Consider the following 15,517-nt stretch of genomic DNA (forward strand, 5'->3'; position numbering starts at 1 on the left):
GCGACGACGCCGCGGGACAACCGATTTCCGTCCCGCGGCGTCGTTCGGGAGGCCAGCTCCGACGGGACTCGCCACCCGTCGAGCTCGCCATCTGGATGACCTAGCGGGAGGTGGCGGAGATGATGCAAGGTGTCGGGACATCCCGGCGAGCGGTGCTCATCGGCGCACTGGCGGCGCCGTTGCTCGCGGCCTGCGGCCGGGAAGCCGGCGGTGCCAACGGAGGGAACGGCATGGGTGGCAAGGACGGGCGCGGGGGGCTGCGGCTGGTGGCGGCCGAGGGAGTTGACCGGGTCACGCCGCCGCGCGATGCACCGGTGGCGCCGACAGTCGACGGGATGACGGCGTTCGGGCATGCCCTCATGCAGCGGGCCAGCGATCCGTTGACGAACTTCGTCGCGTCGCCGGCGAGCATCGCCTTCGCCTTCGGCATGGTCCGGGCGGGTGCCCGCGGAGAGACCGCCGTACAGATCGACGACGTTCTGGGCTTCCCGCCCGACGGTCCACACCTGGCGTTGAACGCCATCACCCGGCAGGTTGTCACCACCGACAAGGCGCCACCTCGGGCGTCGAGCAAGCGCGAGCCCGGTGAGCCGCCGGCACCGCCGGTCGTGGCCGTCGCCAATGCGTTGTTCGCCCAGGAGGGCTTCGCCATCCGGGAAGCCTTTCTGCGTACGCTGAAGGAGCACTACGACACCGGCGTCCAGACGCTCGATCTGCAGTCGCCTGCCGCGCTCGAGACGATCAACGCGTGGGTACGCCAGCAGACCGCCGAACGCATCACCAAGCTCTTCGAACAACTCAATCCTGACACCATGCTGGTGTTGGCGAACGCCGTGTATCTGAAGGCCGACTGGGCTGTGCCGTTCGAGGAGTCCGCCACCCGTGCCGAGACCTTCACCAAGGCCGACGGCGGCACCGTCAAGGCGCCGATGATGACGCGGATGGGCGCGTTTCGCCATGCGTCGGGGGCGGACTGGCAGGCGGCGGAACTTCCCTACGCCGGCGGAGAGCTCGCGATGTGGATCGTCGTGCCGACCGCGAAACCGACAGCCGCGGCACCGTTCAAGCCCGTGACCCTGCTGCGGCCGCAGCTGCTACGGGAGGTGGCCTCGGGGCTGCGGAGCGGACAGGCGAGAGTCGCACTCCCACGCTGGGACTTCGCCACCAACCTCGAGCTCGCCTCGTTGCTCCAGCTACTCGGCATGACGGTGCCGTTCGGCAGGTCTGCCGACTTCTCCGGCATCGCCGACAGGCTCTATATCGACCAGGCCATCCACCGGGCCAACATCACCGTCGACGAGTTCGGGACGGAGGCAGCCGCCGTCACCGGCCTGGCGATGCGGACGACCTCCCTCCCGGCGGAGCCGAAGACGGTGATCCGGGCGGACCGAGCGTTCGCGTTCGCGGTGGTCCACCTGCCGACGCAGACGCCGTTGTTCCTGGGGCAGGTGGCTGATCCGACCGCGACGAAGTGAGGTCTGGCTCGCTTCGTTCGTACAGGCAGGAAAATCGGTTGCCGGTGTGCCGATGATGCGGTGTCATTCGAGGCGATACGCGGCGGTGGTTCTGCCGTCGCGGGGCCACGGCAGGTAGCGAGAGGAGGCGAGAGTGTGACGACTGTCCGGGTCCGTCGCTGCGTTCACTTCGACGGACGGAGATCCACTCGTGACACACGCATCTCGCCACCACCGCGATCGGCGCCGCGCGTCGCGTTTCCGCTGCCTGCACTGCGGACGTGAGGTAGACCTCGACGCTCAGGGCACCGCCCATCGCAACCACTGCCCACACTGCCTGTGGAGCCGGCACCTCGACCGGGCGCGACCCGGCGACCGTGCCTCGCCTTGTGGTGCGGGGATGGAGCCGATCGCCATCACCGTACGCGGTGCGGGGGAGTGGGTGCTGGTGCACCGCTGCCGGGAATGCGGCGCCATGTCGCTCAACCGTGCGGCGGGAGACGACAGTGCCCTGCTCCTTGTGCAGTTGGCCGTGAAGCCGCTGGCGTCCACGCCGTTCCCGCTCCACGCTTTGCACCGTATGGCGTAGTCCTGCCCGGCGTTCACCCCGGCGCGCCCTGCCCTCGTGATCAGGATCGTGACCATGAAGGTTCTCTGTGCGCATAGCCCGCAAAACATTCATGATCACCGATCGCCGTCCCTTGCGACGATCACGAAGTGTCCCCAGATCGCTGCACCAGCGAGCTTTCACGATCACAGGGCAGGGCGGCACGCGGCGAGCTACTGGTCAGCCTGTGCTTGTCGGGCGCGAACTTCTCCAACGTCTGCCGCCCGTCCGCCCAGCGTTCCGCTGCCGTTGTCCGCCTGCACGCCTGACCGAGCGGGCTCAGTCGAGGAGGGTGCAGCCGTACGCCTCGAACAACGCGCGCATGCCCTCCACCCCTGATGGCCGTTCGCCGCTGTGCAAGACGTCGAGCAGCGCACTCGTGCGGGCTCCCATGACGAGCAGGTAGCGCACCGAGGCGTCAGGGTCGGGGTTCCAGAACGTGTGCGGCAGCCCACGCGGCCCGATGACCGCCCCGCCCGCCGGTACCTCGTGCTCGGTGTCGCCCACCTTGACGCGGAGCCGCCCGTCGAGGACGTACCACGCCTCGTCCTCGTCATGATGGATGTGCATTGGCGCCTGGTAGGGCGGATCGTCGACGGAGCCCGTGCCTGGTCGGGCGGTCCATTCGGCCAGGACGAGACCGGAGCCCGCGGGCGCCAGCTTCCCATTCGCGGACAGGCGCGTCGCCGCGACGTGTCCCGGTGGCGGCAAAGACACAGCCCAACCCTCCTTGTCGTACGACAGCTTGAGCGGGCCCGGATCGGCACCCAAGGTCACGGATCGGCACCCAAGGTCCCAGAATGCGCACCGCAAGAGTCCGACAGTAGTAGCCCGAGTACGCATCCTAGGGAGAAGGGCGTCGGACGATCATCGTTGTGTGAGCGTGGAACCCTCTGTGAGCACGGCGGTAGTCCGCAGCTCGTCCCAGGTGACGACCCGCCACCGGCCAAGAACGGGTGGCGACCGCCATTGGTGCGAGCGAGCGCATCGGCGATCACGCAAGGGCGATCGCCGAAAACCCTTTGATTCCCCACCGCCGCGCTGGTCGAATCGCCGGCATGTCGGTGCCGCCAGGATCGTTTGTCGAATGGCAGCACGCTCAGGTGAGCACGCCGCGCTCGGTGCTGGCCAGGCTCGTACGCCGTGCGGTGGGAGCGCGGATCGAGCGGGTGGACCGGATCGTGGAGGGGTACGACAACGAGGTCTACCGGGTCTGGAGCGCCGACGGGCAGGATGTGGTGGTCCGGATCTTGCGGTTCGGTGGCGACTCCACCAGGTCGGCGGCCGAGGCCTGGGCGATCGGCGCCGCCCGTGCCGCCGGAGTACCCGGACCGGAGATCCTGCTCCACGACACCGTACGGATCGATCACTCCGAGTTTCCCGTCATGGTGCAGCGCACGATGCCCGGCCGCCCGCTCGCCGAGGTCGTCAACCGCCTGTCGGAGCGACAACGACACGACGTGCTCGCTGAGATCGGCGGACTGATCGCTCGAATCAACGGGGTCCCCGTCGATGACGGACGCGACTGGACGACTGTGATGGCGGCAGAGCTGGTCGATCGTCGTGCGCAACGGGATCAGATTCTGGCGGGCGGCTTCTCGGCTGCGCAGTTCGACCGGATGCTGGACCTGCTGGAGGGGTACGCCCACGACTTTCCCTGTGAGCGCTGGGTGCTGTGCCATGGCGATCTCAGTCCGCGGCACATCTTCGTGACCGGTGACGGCGGCGAGGGTGCGTCCGTACGGGTAAGCGGGATCATCGACTTCGGCGACTGGAAGCCCGGCGCACCGGTGCACGACCTGGCAGTGCTCCGGGTTCGCGGCCCGGAGTTGGACCTACCGCCACTGCTGGCCGGCTACGGCGCACCGGCCGACGAGACGTACCTCCGGCGGTTGAACCTGCACACCCTGGATATCGCTCTGTCCTCACTACAGATCGGCGTGGATGAGGACGACCGGGCCTGCATCGAACGTTCAGCCGCGCAGATCCGCACCCTGCTCGCCAGCCTCGACGTACCAGAGTCGTAGGTCCCAGCTGCGTCCAGCGCGATGCGGCTCAGGCCGCCAACTCTCATGCGGTGCGTGGGCTGTGCACCAGATCCTGATCACTGGACTACCGTGGTGGAACATGCACGCGGACGGCTGGTTGGCAGACACCACGACCTCCTACGACACCGTGGCGGTCAGCTATGCCGACCACGTACGCGACGCCCTGGCCGGGGAGCCGTACCTACGCGCGAGTCTTGGGTTGTTCGCCGACCAGGTTCGCGCCGCCGGTGGCGGACCGGTCGCCGATGTGGGGTGCGGACCAGGACACGTGACCGCCCATTTGCACAAGCTCGGGATCGACGCGTTCGGTGTCGACCTCTCGCCTGGGATGATCGACGTTGCCCGGCGGGACCACCCCGACCTGCGGTTCGAGGTGGGTTCGATGACGGACCTCGACCTCGCCGACGGCTCGGTGGCCGGCCTGCTGGCTTTCTGGTCGTTGGTTCACGTCCCCGACGATGCGGTTCCCACGATCTTCGGGCACTTCCGGCGGGTGTTGCGGCCCGGCGGACCACTGCTGCTCGGCTTTCACCTCGGCGACGGATCGCGGCTGAAGACGCAGGGCTACGGCGGTCACCCGATGAACGTCTACGTCCACCGCCGCCAGCCGGGCCGAGTGACAGCCTGGCTGGACGATGCCGGGTTCACGGTCGAGTCCCAGCTGCTGTTCGACCTTGACCAGAGCGTTCCAGGGGCGGTTCTCTTCGCGCGCCGCCGGTCCTCGCTCTGAGGCGACAGTCGGGGACGCGTTCTCACCGTCTCCGACGTACAGTCGCGCCCCAGAATTGGAAACCGGCAGGTCAGAGACTCTTCACTGAGCCATCGCTCAGGCCTCTGACCTGCCGGTTTGCGCGTCGGGGTGGCGGGATTTGAACCCACGACTTCCTCGTCCCGAACGAGGCGCGCTACCAAGCTGCGCTACACCCCGCAAACGCCAGGCAAGCCTACCGGGCGGCCTCTGACCCCCGCGATCGGGTATCGGACCGGGCCGTGGGAGTCCCGCGGTAGATCGTCAGCCACCAGCGTTCCCACGCCATCTGCTGCCAGTACGACAGTCCCAGCTTCTCCATGACCCGCAGCGAGCGGGTGTTGGCGGCAATGGTGATCGAGATGAGCGAAGACAGTCCGAGCGTGTCGTACGCAAGATCGCGGACAGCACACGCCCCCTCGGTGGCGAGGCCCTGACCCCACGCGGCGTGGGCGAGGCGCCAGCCGATCTCCACCTGGTCCGGCATGGCGCGATGGTGGTTCAGCCCGATGAAACCGGCCAGCCGGCGGGTGGCGCGCAGCTCCACGGCGTACAACCCGTAGCCGTGCTGGTGCCAGTGGTCCTCGATCCGGTCCGCGAGGGCGTCACTCTCGACACGCCGCATCGGTATGCCGCCGAGGTGTTCCATCACCCGCGGGTCGGCGTTGATCGCCGCGAAAGCCGACCAGTCCGAACGCCGCCACGTCCGCAGCGTGAGCCGTGGCGTATCCAGCCGCGCGGGTACGCGGAGATCGGCTGCCGCCGCGCTCACAGGGCCGAACGAAGGGTCAGCAGGCTGGCCTCGGGATAGCAGGCGAACCTCACTGCCGCGTAGGGCGACGTGCCGAGGCCGGCGGAGACGTGCATCCAGGACGGACCCCAGCGGGAGAGCCCCTTGGCCCGTCCCGTGTCCAGGTCACAGTTGGTCACGAGGGCGCCGTAGCCCGGCACGCACACCTGTCCGCCGTGGGTGTGCCCGGCGAGCAGAAGACGATAGCCGTCGGCGACCATGGCGTCGAGGACCCGCCGGTAGGGCGCGTGGGTGACGCCGATGGTGAGCTCGGCCGACGTGTCGGCAGGGCCGGCGACGTCGTCGTACCTGTCCCAGTGGATGTGCGGATCGTCGACCCCGACGAACGCCAGCCGCCGCCCGTCGGCCTTCAGCTCACCCCGTGCGTTGGTGAGGTCGAGCCAGCCCGCGTCGGTGAACGCCGTACGCAGCTGGTCGATCGGCATCCGCGGGGCGCCGAACGCACGCGGACCCTCGCGGATCCAGAAGTAGCGAAGTGGGTTGCGGCGGACCGGCGCGTAGTAGTCGTTGGAGCCGAAGACGAACACCCCTGGACGCTCCAGGAGCGGCTCGTACGCATGGACCGCGACCGGTATCGCGTCGGGGTGGGAGATGTTGTCGCCGGTGTTGACCACGAGGTCCGGCTCCAGCGCGGCGAGTCCGCGTACCCACTCGACCTTGTCCGTCTGGTCTGGCATGAGGTGAAGGTCGGAGATGTGCAGGACCCGCAGCGGCAAGCTCCCCGGCGGCAGCACGGGCACATCGAACCGGCGGAGGCGGTAGGCCCGTGCCTCGTAGCGCGCGGCGTAGGCCACGCAGGCCGCGGCAGCGGCGGCGACTCCGGCGGTGGCTCCCAGGGCGACCTTGAGCTTGTGATGCACCCTGACAGGCTCCCACACCCCGGGGCGGCTCACATGGTCGCACCACTATTCATGATCGTCTTGTGCGTGGCCGCCGCTTGAGCCCGTCCTGTGGGGTCGTGCGATGCGGCTCTACCGGCGGTTGTACGCCGGCGCAACCGCCGCCGGCCTCAGGCTCCGTAGGATCGTGCCCATGAGTGCCCTCAAGGAGCGGCTGCGTGCCGACCTGACGACCGCGATGAAGGCCCGGGACAAGGTGCGTTCGTCGACGCTACGGATGAGTCTCACGGCGGTGACGAACGCCGAGGTGGCCGGCGCGGCGGCCCGTGAGCTGTCCGATGCCGAGGTGCTGGACGTCCTCGACAAGGAGGCCAAGAAGCGTCGCGAGGCGGCGGAGGCCTACGACGAGGCTGGTCGGTCCGATCTCGCGGCCAAGGAACGCACCGAGGGCGAGATCATCGCGGAGTACCTCCCCGCGCAGCTGTCCGAGGACGAGTTGGCTGCGATCGTGCGTACGGCCGTCGCCGAGACCGGTGCGAGCGGCATGAAGGACATGGGCGCGGTCATGAAGGCCGTCCAGCCCCAGGTGAAGGGCCGCGCCGAAGGCGGCCGCGTCGCCGCCGTCGTGCGCGCCGAGCTCGGCTGAGCCCGGCGCCTGCTCTGCCACTCCTACCGGATCAGCCCGGGCGCGAATCGTCGTCGGGCGGCGGTGGCAGGGTCGGCTTCGGGAACGGTCCCGGGGTGGTCGGGATCGGCTTCGGCTTCGGCGTGGGCGTCGGTTTGGGCTTGATCCCGTTGGACAGGTAGACGATCACCGTCGACCCGGAACCAGCGCTGGTGTTGGGGCCCGGTGTCTGCCGGACGATGGTGCCGCGCGGCAAGTCGGAGTTCGTCGAGCCGCCCACGGCCATCGAGAAGTTCGCCTTACGCAGGACCGACCGTGCCCGGTCCTGATCCATCCCCAACACGGACGGGACGGTGGTGGGGATGCCCACCAGCATCTTCGGGCTCGGGTTGACGAAGTTCGGGCTCTTCCTGCCCTCGAGAGCGCCGCGCATCGCCGCCAGCCACATGGGTCCGGCGAGCGTGCCACCCCAGACCTGGTCGCCGGTTACGGTTCGCCCGCCGATGCGTTGCCCCATCAGGCTCTGCTGCGGCGCTTCTGCGTCGGTGACGACCGCGGCGGTGGCGAGGTTGGTGGTGTAGCCGAGGAACCAGACCGCGATCCGGCTGTTGCTGGTACCGGTCTTGCCGGCGACCTGCCGGCCTTCGTTCGCCATGCTCATCCGCTGGCCGGTGCGGCCGGGGTCATCACCGTCGACGACCTCGCGGAGGACGTAGTTGACGCCGTCGGCGACGGCCTGGGGAATGACCTGCTTGCATTCGGTCTTCGTGAGTTTGATCGGGTTGCCCTGCCGATCGAGCACCTTGAGGACCGGTGTCGCGGGGCAGTGCAGACCGCGCGCGGCGAAGGTGGCGTAGGCCTCGGCCATCGATATCGGAGCGACCTCGTTGACGCCGAGCACGAACGGTTTCACCTGATCGAGTGGGTCGCCGTTGGCTCGGACCGCACCGAGCCTGGTGGCGATATTGGCCGGCTCGCAGATCCCTGTCTGCGCCTCGAGGTTGGCGTAGAACGTGTTGACCGACCGCGCCGTCCCACTGATGAGGTTGCTCGTGGAACCCGCGCTCGTGGAATTGGAGACATCCCACGGCGTACTGATCCAGCCCGGCTGGCCTCCGGGGCAGTTACGCATGGAGCCGCTGTGCCTCATCCGAGTGGGCGACGGCAGGCTGGTCGACAGCGGAATGCCCTGCCGGATCGCCGCTGCCATGACGAACGGCTTGTACGTCGAACCCGGCTGGTAGCCCAGCGTGCCGTTGTACTTCCTCGGCACGTTGAGGTTGACGTAGGTCTTGCCCTTGCCCTCGCCGTACTTGCGGGACTGGGCGATCGCCTTGACGCGACCGGTGCCGGGTTCGACCATCGACAGCGCGCCGATCACCTTGTCGGTCGGGCGAACGGCCTCGGCGACCGCCTTGTCGGCGGCCCGCTGGGCCTTCTGGTCGAGCGTGGTCTGGATCGTCAGGCCGCCGCGGTCGAGGAGGCGTTCGCGGTCCTCCCGCGTCTTGCCCAGGGCTGGATCTCGGAGGAGGACCTGCCGGGCGTAGTCACAGAAGAAGGGGTACCGCGAGTAGTAGCAGCCCTGCGAGGACTGGGTCATCCGGAGCCCGAGATCGGTCCCCGCGGCCTCGGCGCCCTCCTTGGCCGACACCATGCCTTCGTGGACCATCCGGGACAGGACGAGGTTGCGTCGACCGAGGACGGCTTCGGGATTGTCTTTGGCGTCGAGGCCGTTGGGGTCGCGGACCAGCCCGGCGAGCATGGCCGCCTGCGGCAGGGTGAGCTTGGCGGCGGAGGTGTTGAAGTAGTGCTTCGCGGCCGACTCGATGCCGTAGGCGCCGTCGCCGAAGTAGACGATGTTGAAGTATCGCTCGAGGATCTCGTCCTTGGTCATCGTCTTCTCGAGCTCGACGGCGTAGCGCAGCTCCTGGAGCTTGCGACCGTAGGAGTCCTCGATGACCGCGCGTTGCTCTTCGGGCGTCTTGGCATTTTCGTACTGCACAAGCTTGACGTACTGCTGGGTGACCGTCGAACCGCCCTGGGAGACCTGGCCGCCCTGCGAGTTGCGGACGAACGCCCGGAGCGTGCCCTGCGCGTCGAGGGGCCCGTGCTGGTAGAAGCGCGCATCTTCGATCGCGAGGATCGCCCGCTGCATGACGGGGGCGATCTTGTCGAGCGTGACCTGGACGCGGTTGCGTTCGTAGAACGTCGCGATCTGGGAGCCGTCTGCTGCCAGGACCCGGCTGCGCTCGGGCAGAGGCGGGTTCTCGAGGGCCGCGTCCATGTTCTCGAACGCGTCGGTCGCCGACTGCGTGGTGAGTCCGAGGACGCCGGCGAAGGGGATCACCAGGCCCGCGACCAGAGCGCCCGTGAGCACACTGATCACCACGAACATCAGGAGGTGCGACACAAAGCCGCGCTCTCGTGACGTCCGGGACTTCACACGGATTGAGCTCATAGAGGGCAAGCCTACGGGGTCATGGCCGGACTTTTCTGAGCGCGTGCCGACCTCTCTGACCCGTCATTTCCCCGTCGTCTCGGCAACACAATCACAAATGTGGCCATTGGGGACTGTCGCAATGACCGCCTCTGGCTTTACCGTTCCTCCAGGACGTTGGGGGAACGTCCGTGCATCGGTCACCTTGCGTGACCGAAGTCAGGGGAGGGACAACACAAGATGAGTTCCATTGGGACATGGACTGGCGACTGGGTTCGGCTGGCCGCCTGCCGCGGAAGCGACGAACCCGACAAGCTGTTCGTCCAGGGCGCCGCGCAACACGATGTCAAGACGGTCTGCATGGGCTGTCCGGTCCGCACCGAGTGCCTCGCCGAGGCCCTCGACAGCCGGATCGAATGGGGAGTCTGGGGAGGCATGACCGAGCGCGAGCGCCGGGCCGTGCTTCGACGCCGGCCCACGGTGACGTCGTGGCGGCAGCTGCTCGAGACCGCACGAGTGGAGTACGAACGGGCCACCGCTCACCAGGGGAGACAGAGCGTCCGGGCGGCCGGATAGCGCGGCCGGCGCTGTCCGTGCGTCGGTAGGGAGGCCGGCGCACGACCCGTGAGTGGTGAGTGGCGTCCGGTGCTGGCGGGGCTCCCGCCAGCCACCTGGACGTCTTCACCCGCCGAGGTGTACGCCGATCCGGCGAAGTCCTTCGAGGTCGTGGACGTCGGAGGACAGTGCGGGCACACCGGTCACGGCGACGCCGGGATGGGCTGAGCCGAAGCGTTCGGCGAGCCGGTGTTCGCGGGTGGCGAGCAGCATGCGTTCGCCGTGCAGCCGCAGGATGGCCGCCGCGGTGGCGTGCTCGCCTGACTCGGCGAGCGCCTCGGCGGCTGACAGGCTCCGTTCGGCCGAGAGTCCGCCGGCCGCTGGCACCGCCATGCGGTTGAGAACGAGCCCGGCGAGGGGCATCCGGTCATCCCGCAGCCGGGCTACGAAGTACGACGCCTCGCGGAGCGCGTCGGGCTCGGGTGTGGCCACCACGAGGAACGACGTACGCCGCTCCTGCAGGAGTTGGTACGTCGCCTCGGCCCGTGCCCGGAACCCGCCGAACGTGGTGTCGAGCGCGGTGACGAACGTCTGGACGTCACGCAGGACCTGCGCGCCGAGCAGCTTGGTCAACGTTCCGGTCACCACGCCCATGCCGGCGGAGAAGAGCTTGAGCGGCCCGCGGGCGGGTGTGCTCAGGATCCGCAGCAGCCGGCTGTCGAGGAACGACGAGAGCCGTTTCGGCGCGTCCAGGAAGTCCAGGGCGGACCGGGACGGCGGCGTGTCGACGACGATCAGGTCGTGGGTGCCGTTGCCGGCCGCCTCGGCGTGGAGCTGCCCGAGCTTCTCCATCGCCATGTACTCCTGCGTCCCCGCGAACGACGAGGACAGTGCGATGTAGAAGGGGTTGTCGAGGATCTGTTGCGCCTTGTCCGGCGAGGTGTGAGCCAACACCACCTCGTCGAACGTACGTTTCATGTCGAGCATCATCGCGTCGAGGTAGCCGCCCGCGGAGGTGTCGACGCCTTCGACCCGGCGCGGCACGCTGTCGAGCTCCGGCAGCCCCATCGCCTGGGCGAGCCGGCGGGCGGGGTCGATCGTGAGGACGACGACCCTTCGGCCGCGTTCGGCGGCGCGGACCCCCAGCGCGGCCGCCGTCGTCGTCTTGCCGACCCCGCCCGAACCGCAGCAGATGACGATCTCGACCGAGCGGTCGTCGATCACCTCGTCGAGGGCGAGCCTAGCGAGGTCACCCACCGCGGAGGCGCTCATGCCATTTCCCTTTCGCATGACCGCTGCGGTGCCTCGCTCCGGCACGCCTCGTCCCTCGGCGTACCTCCGCGGGGGCTCCTCGCGCTCATGCCATCCCCTGGGTGCTGAGCTCGCGGGCGAGTTCGAACAACCCGCCGATGTCGATTCCGTCGGACAGGCGGGGCAGTTCGTAGGTGGGCCGGCCGAGTTCGGTGATGCGGGCCCGAAGGGTGTCCTCGAGCGCGACCCGGGTCGCGTGCTCCGCGGCGTCGGACAGGAGCCCGTCGACGATTCCGTCGTCGGCGGCAAGCCCGGCGGCGGTCAGCGCGTCGACGAACTCCGCCCGTGCCAGCTTCCCCGCCGCCACGGCCTTGCGCATCTGTGCGTCGAGGGGGCTCCGCGCGGCCAGGTTGACCACGATGCCACCGACCGGGATCTGGGCCTCCCGCAGCTCGGCCAGGCCGTCGGCGGTCTCCTGCACCGGCATCTCCTCGAGCAGCGTCACGATGTGGACGGCGGTCTGAGGGGACCGCATCATGGCCATGATCGCGTCCGCCTGTCGCCGGATCGGGCCCACCCGGGCGATGTCGGCGACCCCGGCGGTCACCCCGAGGAAACGGGCGATCCGGCCGGTCGGCGGTGCGTCCAGGACCACCGTGTCGTAGGTCGGGCGGTCGCGGGGCGCCTTTCGGGTGTCAGGCGGTCGTCCTCCCGAGGGGCGCTGCTTGTCCTTGCGGCGTACGGCTTCGTAGACCTTGCCGGTGAGCAGGACGTCACGGACGCCGGGGGCGATGGTCGTGGCGAAGTCGATGGCGCCCACCTTGTCGAGGGCCCGGGCGGCGCGGCCCATGTGGTAGTAGAGCTCGAGGTACTCGGTCAGCGCCGCCTCGGGGTCGATCGCCAGGCCGTACACCTCGCCTGCCACGTCAGACAGGTCGGAACGGGCAGGGTGGCCGGGGCGGCCTGGGTGGCCGGTGTCGCGGCGATGGTCGGGGCGGGTGGCGCCTCGGCCGGCCGGGTCGTGCGTACCGGCGGACTGGCCGTTGCCCCGGACGGTGGCGATCCGGCGCTCGGAGTAGGCCAGTGACGGCGCGTCGAAGAGCCGGGAGATCCCCTGGCGGCCCTCCACCTCGCAGAGCAGGACGGTCTGACCGTCGGCGGCGAGCGCGAGGGCCAGAGCCGCAGCGACGGTCGTCTTGCCGGTTCCGCCCTTGCCGGTGACGACATGGAGGCGGACGCCTTCCCAGTCGGTCTCGCGCCGCGTCACGCTCGCCGAGCGTAGCCGCTGGGTTCGACGGCCGGGTACCAGACCGGTAGACAGCCATTAACGTCGTGCCTGCCGGAGGGGCGGCTGGCCTGTGCACCTGTGTCGGGAGAGCCGCGAATGACCACGCTGAGCAGGCCTGTGGAAGGGGACGCGGTGTGGACGCCCTGCCCGGTTACCGCTGGCCTGCTCAGCGTGGTCATTCGCGTCGTGACGCGCGCCGGTCACACGCCGTGGTCACGTGGCCGCGGCCCGGTGAGGTCGGTGTCGCGGCGGTCGCCCTAAGCTCGCGGGCATGACGAAATGGGAGTACGCCACGGTGCCGCTGTTGATCCACGCGACGAAGCAGATCCTCGACACGTGGGGTGAAGACGGCTGGGAGCTCGTCCAGGTCGTGCCCGGGCCCAGCGCCGAGAATGTCGTGGCCTATCTCAAGCGGCCGAAGCAGTGAGCGGTCCCGAGTCGCGGCTCGCGGCCCTCGGGCTGAAGCTGCCGGACGTGGCCGCGCCCGTAGCGGCGTACGTTCCCGCCGTACGCACGGGAAACCACGTCTACACCTCGGGCCAGCTGCCGTTCGCCGACGGCGCCCTGGTGGCTACGGGCAAGGTCGGAGGCGAGGTCTCGCCCGATGTGGCCGCCACCTGCGCCCGCCAGTGCGCGCTCAACGCGCTCGCAGCCGTCAAGGCGGAGCTGGGAGACCTGTCGTCGGTGACCCGCGTCGTCAAGGTCGTGGCGTTCGTGGCGAGCGTTCCTGAGTTCACCGGGCAGCCACTCGTCGCGAACGGCGCTTCGGAGCTGCTCGGCGACGTGTTCGGCGACGCGGGGCAGCATGCCCGCAGCGCCGTCGGGGTGGCCGCACTGCCGCTCGACGCGCCCGTCGAGGTCGAGCTCGTCGTCGAGACCAGCTAGGCCGGTGCCTTCGATGGGCGGAGACGGCGCCGATCGGCGGGTTCACGCGGTCCCGCCCGCGTTGGTGGAGCGGGCCCGCCGGCTCGCTGCGGGGGAGATGGTTCCCGCGACACCGCGGTACGCCTCGACGGTCGTGCTCCTACGCGACGGTGCAGCGAGCCGTGTGGACGCTGAAGGCAGCCTGGACGCCGGGGGCAGCCTGGACGCCGGGGACCGGAGCGTTGCCGAGGACGGGGGAGAGGGCGGTCCCGGTTCCGCGGGCGCGGACAGTGTCGGCAGTGCCGCCGGCGCGGGTGGGGTGGCTGGCACGCAGCGGTCGCTGGAGGTGTACGTCCTTCGCCGGCGTACGACCATGGCGTTCGCTCCTGGGATGTACGCCTTCCCTGGCGGATCGGTCGATGCGCGCGACGCCGACGAGGAGGTGGCCTGGGCGGGGCCGGACCCCTCGGAGTGGGCACGACTGCTCGGGTTCTCCGACGTACGCCTCGCGCGGGCGTCGGTCTGCGCCGCGGTCAGGGAGACGTTCGAGGAGTCAGGTGTCGTCCTGGCCGGGCCGACGGCTGCAAGCGTGGTCGCGGACGCGACCGGGCCGGACTGGGAGCAGGATCGGGTGGCGTTGCTCGGCCGGGAACTCTCGTTCGGCGCCCTTCTACGCCGCCGTGGCCTGGTCCTTCGGTCCGACCTCCTCGCCGCGTGGGACCACTGGGTGACGCCACGGGTCGAGGAACGCCGGTTCGACACGAGGTTCTTCCTGGCCGCCCTGCCGCCTGGCCAACGCACCCGCGAGATCGCCGACGAGGCCGATCGGCTGACCTGGATCCGGCCAGGCGATGCGTTGGCCGCGGTCGAGCGTGGCGAGATGAACATGCTGCCGCCGACGTACCACACCCTTGCCGCATTGACGAAAGCACGCGATGTCAAGGCGGCCTTGACGATGGCGGCGACGCGCGAGATCCGGCCGATCATGCCCACTGTTGCGCTGGACAGCGCGACGGGCGACAGTGATCACAGTGACGAAAGTGATCACAGTGGCGCCAGCTGGGTGCTTCCCGATCCAGGCGAGACGGACCACGACGAAGGAGTCCTGCGGTGAGCGGGTCAAAGACCTCCGAGTGGGTGGGCGGGCCGGTGGGTGAGCGCGCGGTGTGCGTCGTGGCGAAGAACCCCGGCCCGATGACGCTGGACGGCACCAACAGCTGGGTCCTGCACGAGCCGGGGAGTACGCAGGCGATCGTGGTCGATCCGGGCCCTGACGACGAGCAGCATCTGGTTGCCGTTCTCGACGTCGTACGGGCCCGGGGAGCGCAGGTCGCCGTGGCCCTGCTGACCCACCGGCACGACGACCACTCCGGCGGCATCCGACGGTTCGCCGACCTGGCCCGTTGCCCGGTCCGTGCGTTCGACCCGGCGTACCGCCTGGGCGACGAAGGGTTGGCCGACGGCGACGTCGTGGAGGTTGGCGGCCTGGAGGTTCAGGTCGTCGAGACGCCTGGACACACGACCGACTCCGTGTCGCTCACCCTGGCCGCCGAAGCGGCGCTACTGACCGGTGACACGGTGCTCGGCCGAGGAACCGCGGTGGTGGCCCATCCCGACGGCACGCTGGCCCCCTACCTCGCGTCGCTCGAACGCCTACGTACGCTCGCCGCCGCCACCGGTATCCGGCAGATCCTGCCGGGGCACGGCCCGGTCCGCGGTGACGTGGTGGACCTGCTCGACGGCTATCTGACCCATCGGGCCGAACGCCTGGTGCAGGTACGCAAGGCCGTCACCGCCGGGGCTCGCACCCCTCGCGACATCGTCGAACGCGTCTACTCCACCATCGATCCGGTCCTCTGGCCGGCTGCCGAACAGAGCGTTCGGGCGCAGCTCGACTACCTGGCAGAGGCGCACACTCGGGAAGCATGACCGGGTAGGCCTTCGGACAATGACCACGCTGAGCATGCCTGCGTACCCCGGGAAGGTGCCG

General features: G+C 69.4%; 16 protein-coding genes and 1 tRNA gene. 10 read left to right on the forward strand and 7 right to left on the reverse strand.

Features of this window, described 5'->3' with window-relative positions; all coding sequences use genetic code 11:
• Positions 1–119 precede the first annotated feature (119 nt).
• Entirely contained in the window at positions 120–1,475 is a 1,356-nt protein-coding gene (locus ABN028_RS15555) for a serpin family protein (RefSeq protein WP_349697061.1), read from the forward strand.
• Between the two features lie 190 nt (positions 1,476–1,665).
• Entirely contained in the window at positions 1,666–2,043 is a 378-nt protein-coding gene (locus ABN028_RS15560) for an RNHCP domain-containing protein (RefSeq protein WP_349325735.1), read from the forward strand.
• Between the two features lie 297 nt (positions 2,044–2,340).
• Here the strand turns inward: ABN028_RS15560 and ABN028_RS15565 are convergent, their stop codons facing one another.
• On the reverse strand, positions 2,341–2,838 hold the full coding sequence (locus tag ABN028_RS15565) for a cupin domain-containing protein (protein ID WP_349325734.1): 498 nt from the start codon (positions 2,836–2,838) through the stop codon (positions 2,341–2,343).
• 326 nt (positions 2,839–3,164) lie between these two features.
• On the opposite strand from ABN028_RS15565, the gene ABN028_RS15570 reads away from it, so the two are divergent.
• A complete protein-coding gene (locus ABN028_RS15570) occupies positions 3,165–4,088 on the forward strand; it encodes a phosphotransferase family protein (RefSeq protein WP_349325733.1) in 924 nt (307 codons plus the stop codon).
• Between the two features lie 100 nt (positions 4,089–4,188).
• The gene (locus ABN028_RS15575; RefSeq protein WP_349325732.1) at positions 4,189–4,839 is read left to right on the forward strand and encodes a class I SAM-dependent methyltransferase; all 651 of its coding nucleotides are present in this window, start codon (positions 4,189–4,191) and stop codon (positions 4,837–4,839) included.
• Positions 4,840–4,963: 124 nt separating this feature from the next.
• On the opposite strand, the gene ABN028_RS15580 is transcribed toward ABN028_RS15575, so the two are convergent.
• From ABN028_RS15580 to ABN028_RS15590, 3 genes are all read right to left on the reverse strand, one after another.
• Positions 4,964–5,037 (reverse strand) — tRNA-Pro (locus ABN028_RS15580).
• Positions 5,038–5,053: 16 nt separating this feature from the next.
• The gene (locus ABN028_RS15585) at positions 5,054–5,629 is read right to left on the reverse strand and encodes a GNAT family N-acetyltransferase (RefSeq protein WP_349697062.1); all 576 of its coding nucleotides are present in this window, start codon (positions 5,627–5,629) and stop codon (positions 5,054–5,056) included.
• Complete coding sequence (locus ABN028_RS15590; protein ID WP_349325730.1) at positions 5,626–6,528, reverse strand: metallophosphoesterase; 903 nt, start codon at positions 6,526–6,528, stop codon at positions 5,626–5,628. The genes ABN028_RS15585 and ABN028_RS15590 overlap by 4 nt, the downstream gene beginning before the upstream one ends.
• Before the next feature lie 172 nt (positions 6,529–6,700).
• Here ABN028_RS15590 and ABN028_RS15595 point away from each other — a divergent pair, with 172 nt between their 5' ends.
• The gene (locus ABN028_RS15595) at positions 6,701–7,153 is read left to right on the forward strand and encodes a GatB/YqeY domain-containing protein (RefSeq protein ID WP_349697063.1); all 453 of its coding nucleotides are present in this window, start codon (positions 6,701–6,703) and stop codon (positions 7,151–7,153) included.
• 31 nt (positions 7,154–7,184) lie between these two features.
• Here the strand turns inward: ABN028_RS15595 and ABN028_RS15600 are convergent, their stop codons facing one another.
• Entirely contained in the window at positions 7,185–9,590 is a 2,406-nt protein-coding gene (locus tag ABN028_RS15600; protein ID WP_349697064.1) for a penicillin-binding protein, read from the reverse strand.
• A gap of 219 nt (positions 9,591–9,809) precedes the next feature.
• Between ABN028_RS15600 and ABN028_RS15605 the strand changes: the two genes are divergently transcribed.
• A complete protein-coding gene (locus ABN028_RS15605) occupies positions 9,810–10,145 on the forward strand; it encodes a WhiB family transcriptional regulator (protein ID WP_349325727.1) in 336 nt (111 codons plus the stop codon).
• 105 nt (positions 10,146–10,250) lie between these two features.
• Here ABN028_RS15605 and bagB read toward each other — a convergent pair whose 3' ends face one another.
• Positions 10,251–11,396: an ArsA family ATPase gene (gene bagB, locus ABN028_RS15610; RefSeq protein WP_349694605.1), complete on the reverse strand. Its 1,146-nt coding sequence runs from the start codon at positions 11,394–11,396 to the stop codon at positions 10,251–10,253.
• An 85-nt stretch (positions 11,397–11,481) separates the two neighbouring features.
• Entirely contained in the window at positions 11,482–12,642 is a 1,161-nt protein-coding gene (locus ABN028_RS15615) for an ArsA-related P-loop ATPase (RefSeq protein WP_349697065.1), read from the reverse strand.
• Positions 12,643–12,934: 292 nt separating this feature from the next.
• Here ABN028_RS15615 and sp36 point away from each other — a divergent pair, with 292 nt between their 5' ends.
• The 4 genes from sp36 to ABN028_RS15635 are packed head-to-tail and all read left to right on the forward strand — an operon-like array spanning position 12,935 to position 15,456.
• Positions 12,935–13,090 carry a Sp36 family protein gene (gene sp36 / locus ABN028_RS15620; protein WP_349325724.1) on the forward strand — a complete coding sequence of 52 codons (156 nt, stop codon included), beginning with the start codon at positions 12,935–12,937 and terminating at the stop codon, positions 13,088–13,090.
• Positions 13,087–13,548 (forward strand): RidA family protein, encoded by a 462-nt coding sequence (locus ABN028_RS15625; RefSeq protein ID WP_349325723.1) that lies wholly within the window; start codon positions 13,087–13,089, stop codon positions 13,546–13,548. Before sp36 ends, ABN028_RS15625 begins: the two co-directional genes overlap by 4 nt.
• A 13-nt stretch (positions 13,549–13,561) precedes the next feature.
• Entirely contained in the window at positions 13,562–14,641 is a 1,080-nt protein-coding gene (locus ABN028_RS15630) for an NUDIX hydrolase (RefSeq protein ID WP_349697066.1), read from the forward strand.
• The gene (locus ABN028_RS15635) at positions 14,638–15,456 is read left to right on the forward strand and encodes an MBL fold metallo-hydrolase (RefSeq protein WP_349697067.1); all 819 of its coding nucleotides are present in this window, start codon (positions 14,638–14,640) and stop codon (positions 15,454–15,456) included. Before ABN028_RS15630 ends, ABN028_RS15635 begins: the two co-directional genes overlap by 4 nt.
• The last annotated feature ends 61 nt before the right edge of the window (positions 15,457–15,517 follow it).

Origin of the sequence: Actinopolymorpha sp. B17G11 (assembly GCF_040196095.1) — a bacterium.
GTDB lineage: Bacteria > Actinomycetota > Actinomycetes > Propionibacteriales > Actinopolymorphaceae > Thermasporomyces.

Excerpts from the sequence above, each read along its gene's own strand:
- ABN028_RS15555 (WP_349697061.1), top strand. The coding sequence starts at position 120 with ATGATGCAAGGTGTCGGGACATCCCGGCGAGCGGTGCTCATCGGCGCA.
- ABN028_RS15575 (WP_349325732.1), top strand. The coding sequence starts at position 4,189 with ATGCACGCGGACGGCTGGTTGGCAGACACCACGACCTCCTACGACACC.
- ABN028_RS15595 (WP_349697063.1), top strand. The coding sequence starts at position 6,701 with ATGAGTGCCCTCAAGGAGCGGCTGCGTGCCGACCTGACGACCGCGATG.
- ABN028_RS15600 (WP_349697064.1), bottom strand. The coding sequence starts at position 9,590 with ATGAGCTCAATCCGTGTGAAGTCCCGGACGTCACGAGAGCGCGGCTTT.
- ABN028_RS15605 (WP_349325727.1), top strand. The coding sequence starts at position 9,810 with ATGAGTTCCATTGGGACATGGACTGGCGACTGGGTTCGGCTGGCCGCC.
- bagB (WP_349694605.1), bottom strand. The coding sequence starts at position 11,396 with ATGAGCGCCTCCGCGGTGGGTGACCTCGCTAGGCTCGCCCTCGACGAG.
- sp36 (WP_349325724.1), top strand. The coding sequence starts at position 12,935 with ATGACGAAATGGGAGTACGCCACGGTGCCGCTGTTGATCCACGCGACG.
- ABN028_RS15630 (WP_349697066.1), top strand. The coding sequence starts at position 13,562 with ATGGGCGGAGACGGCGCCGATCGGCGGGTTCACGCGGTCCCGCCCGCG.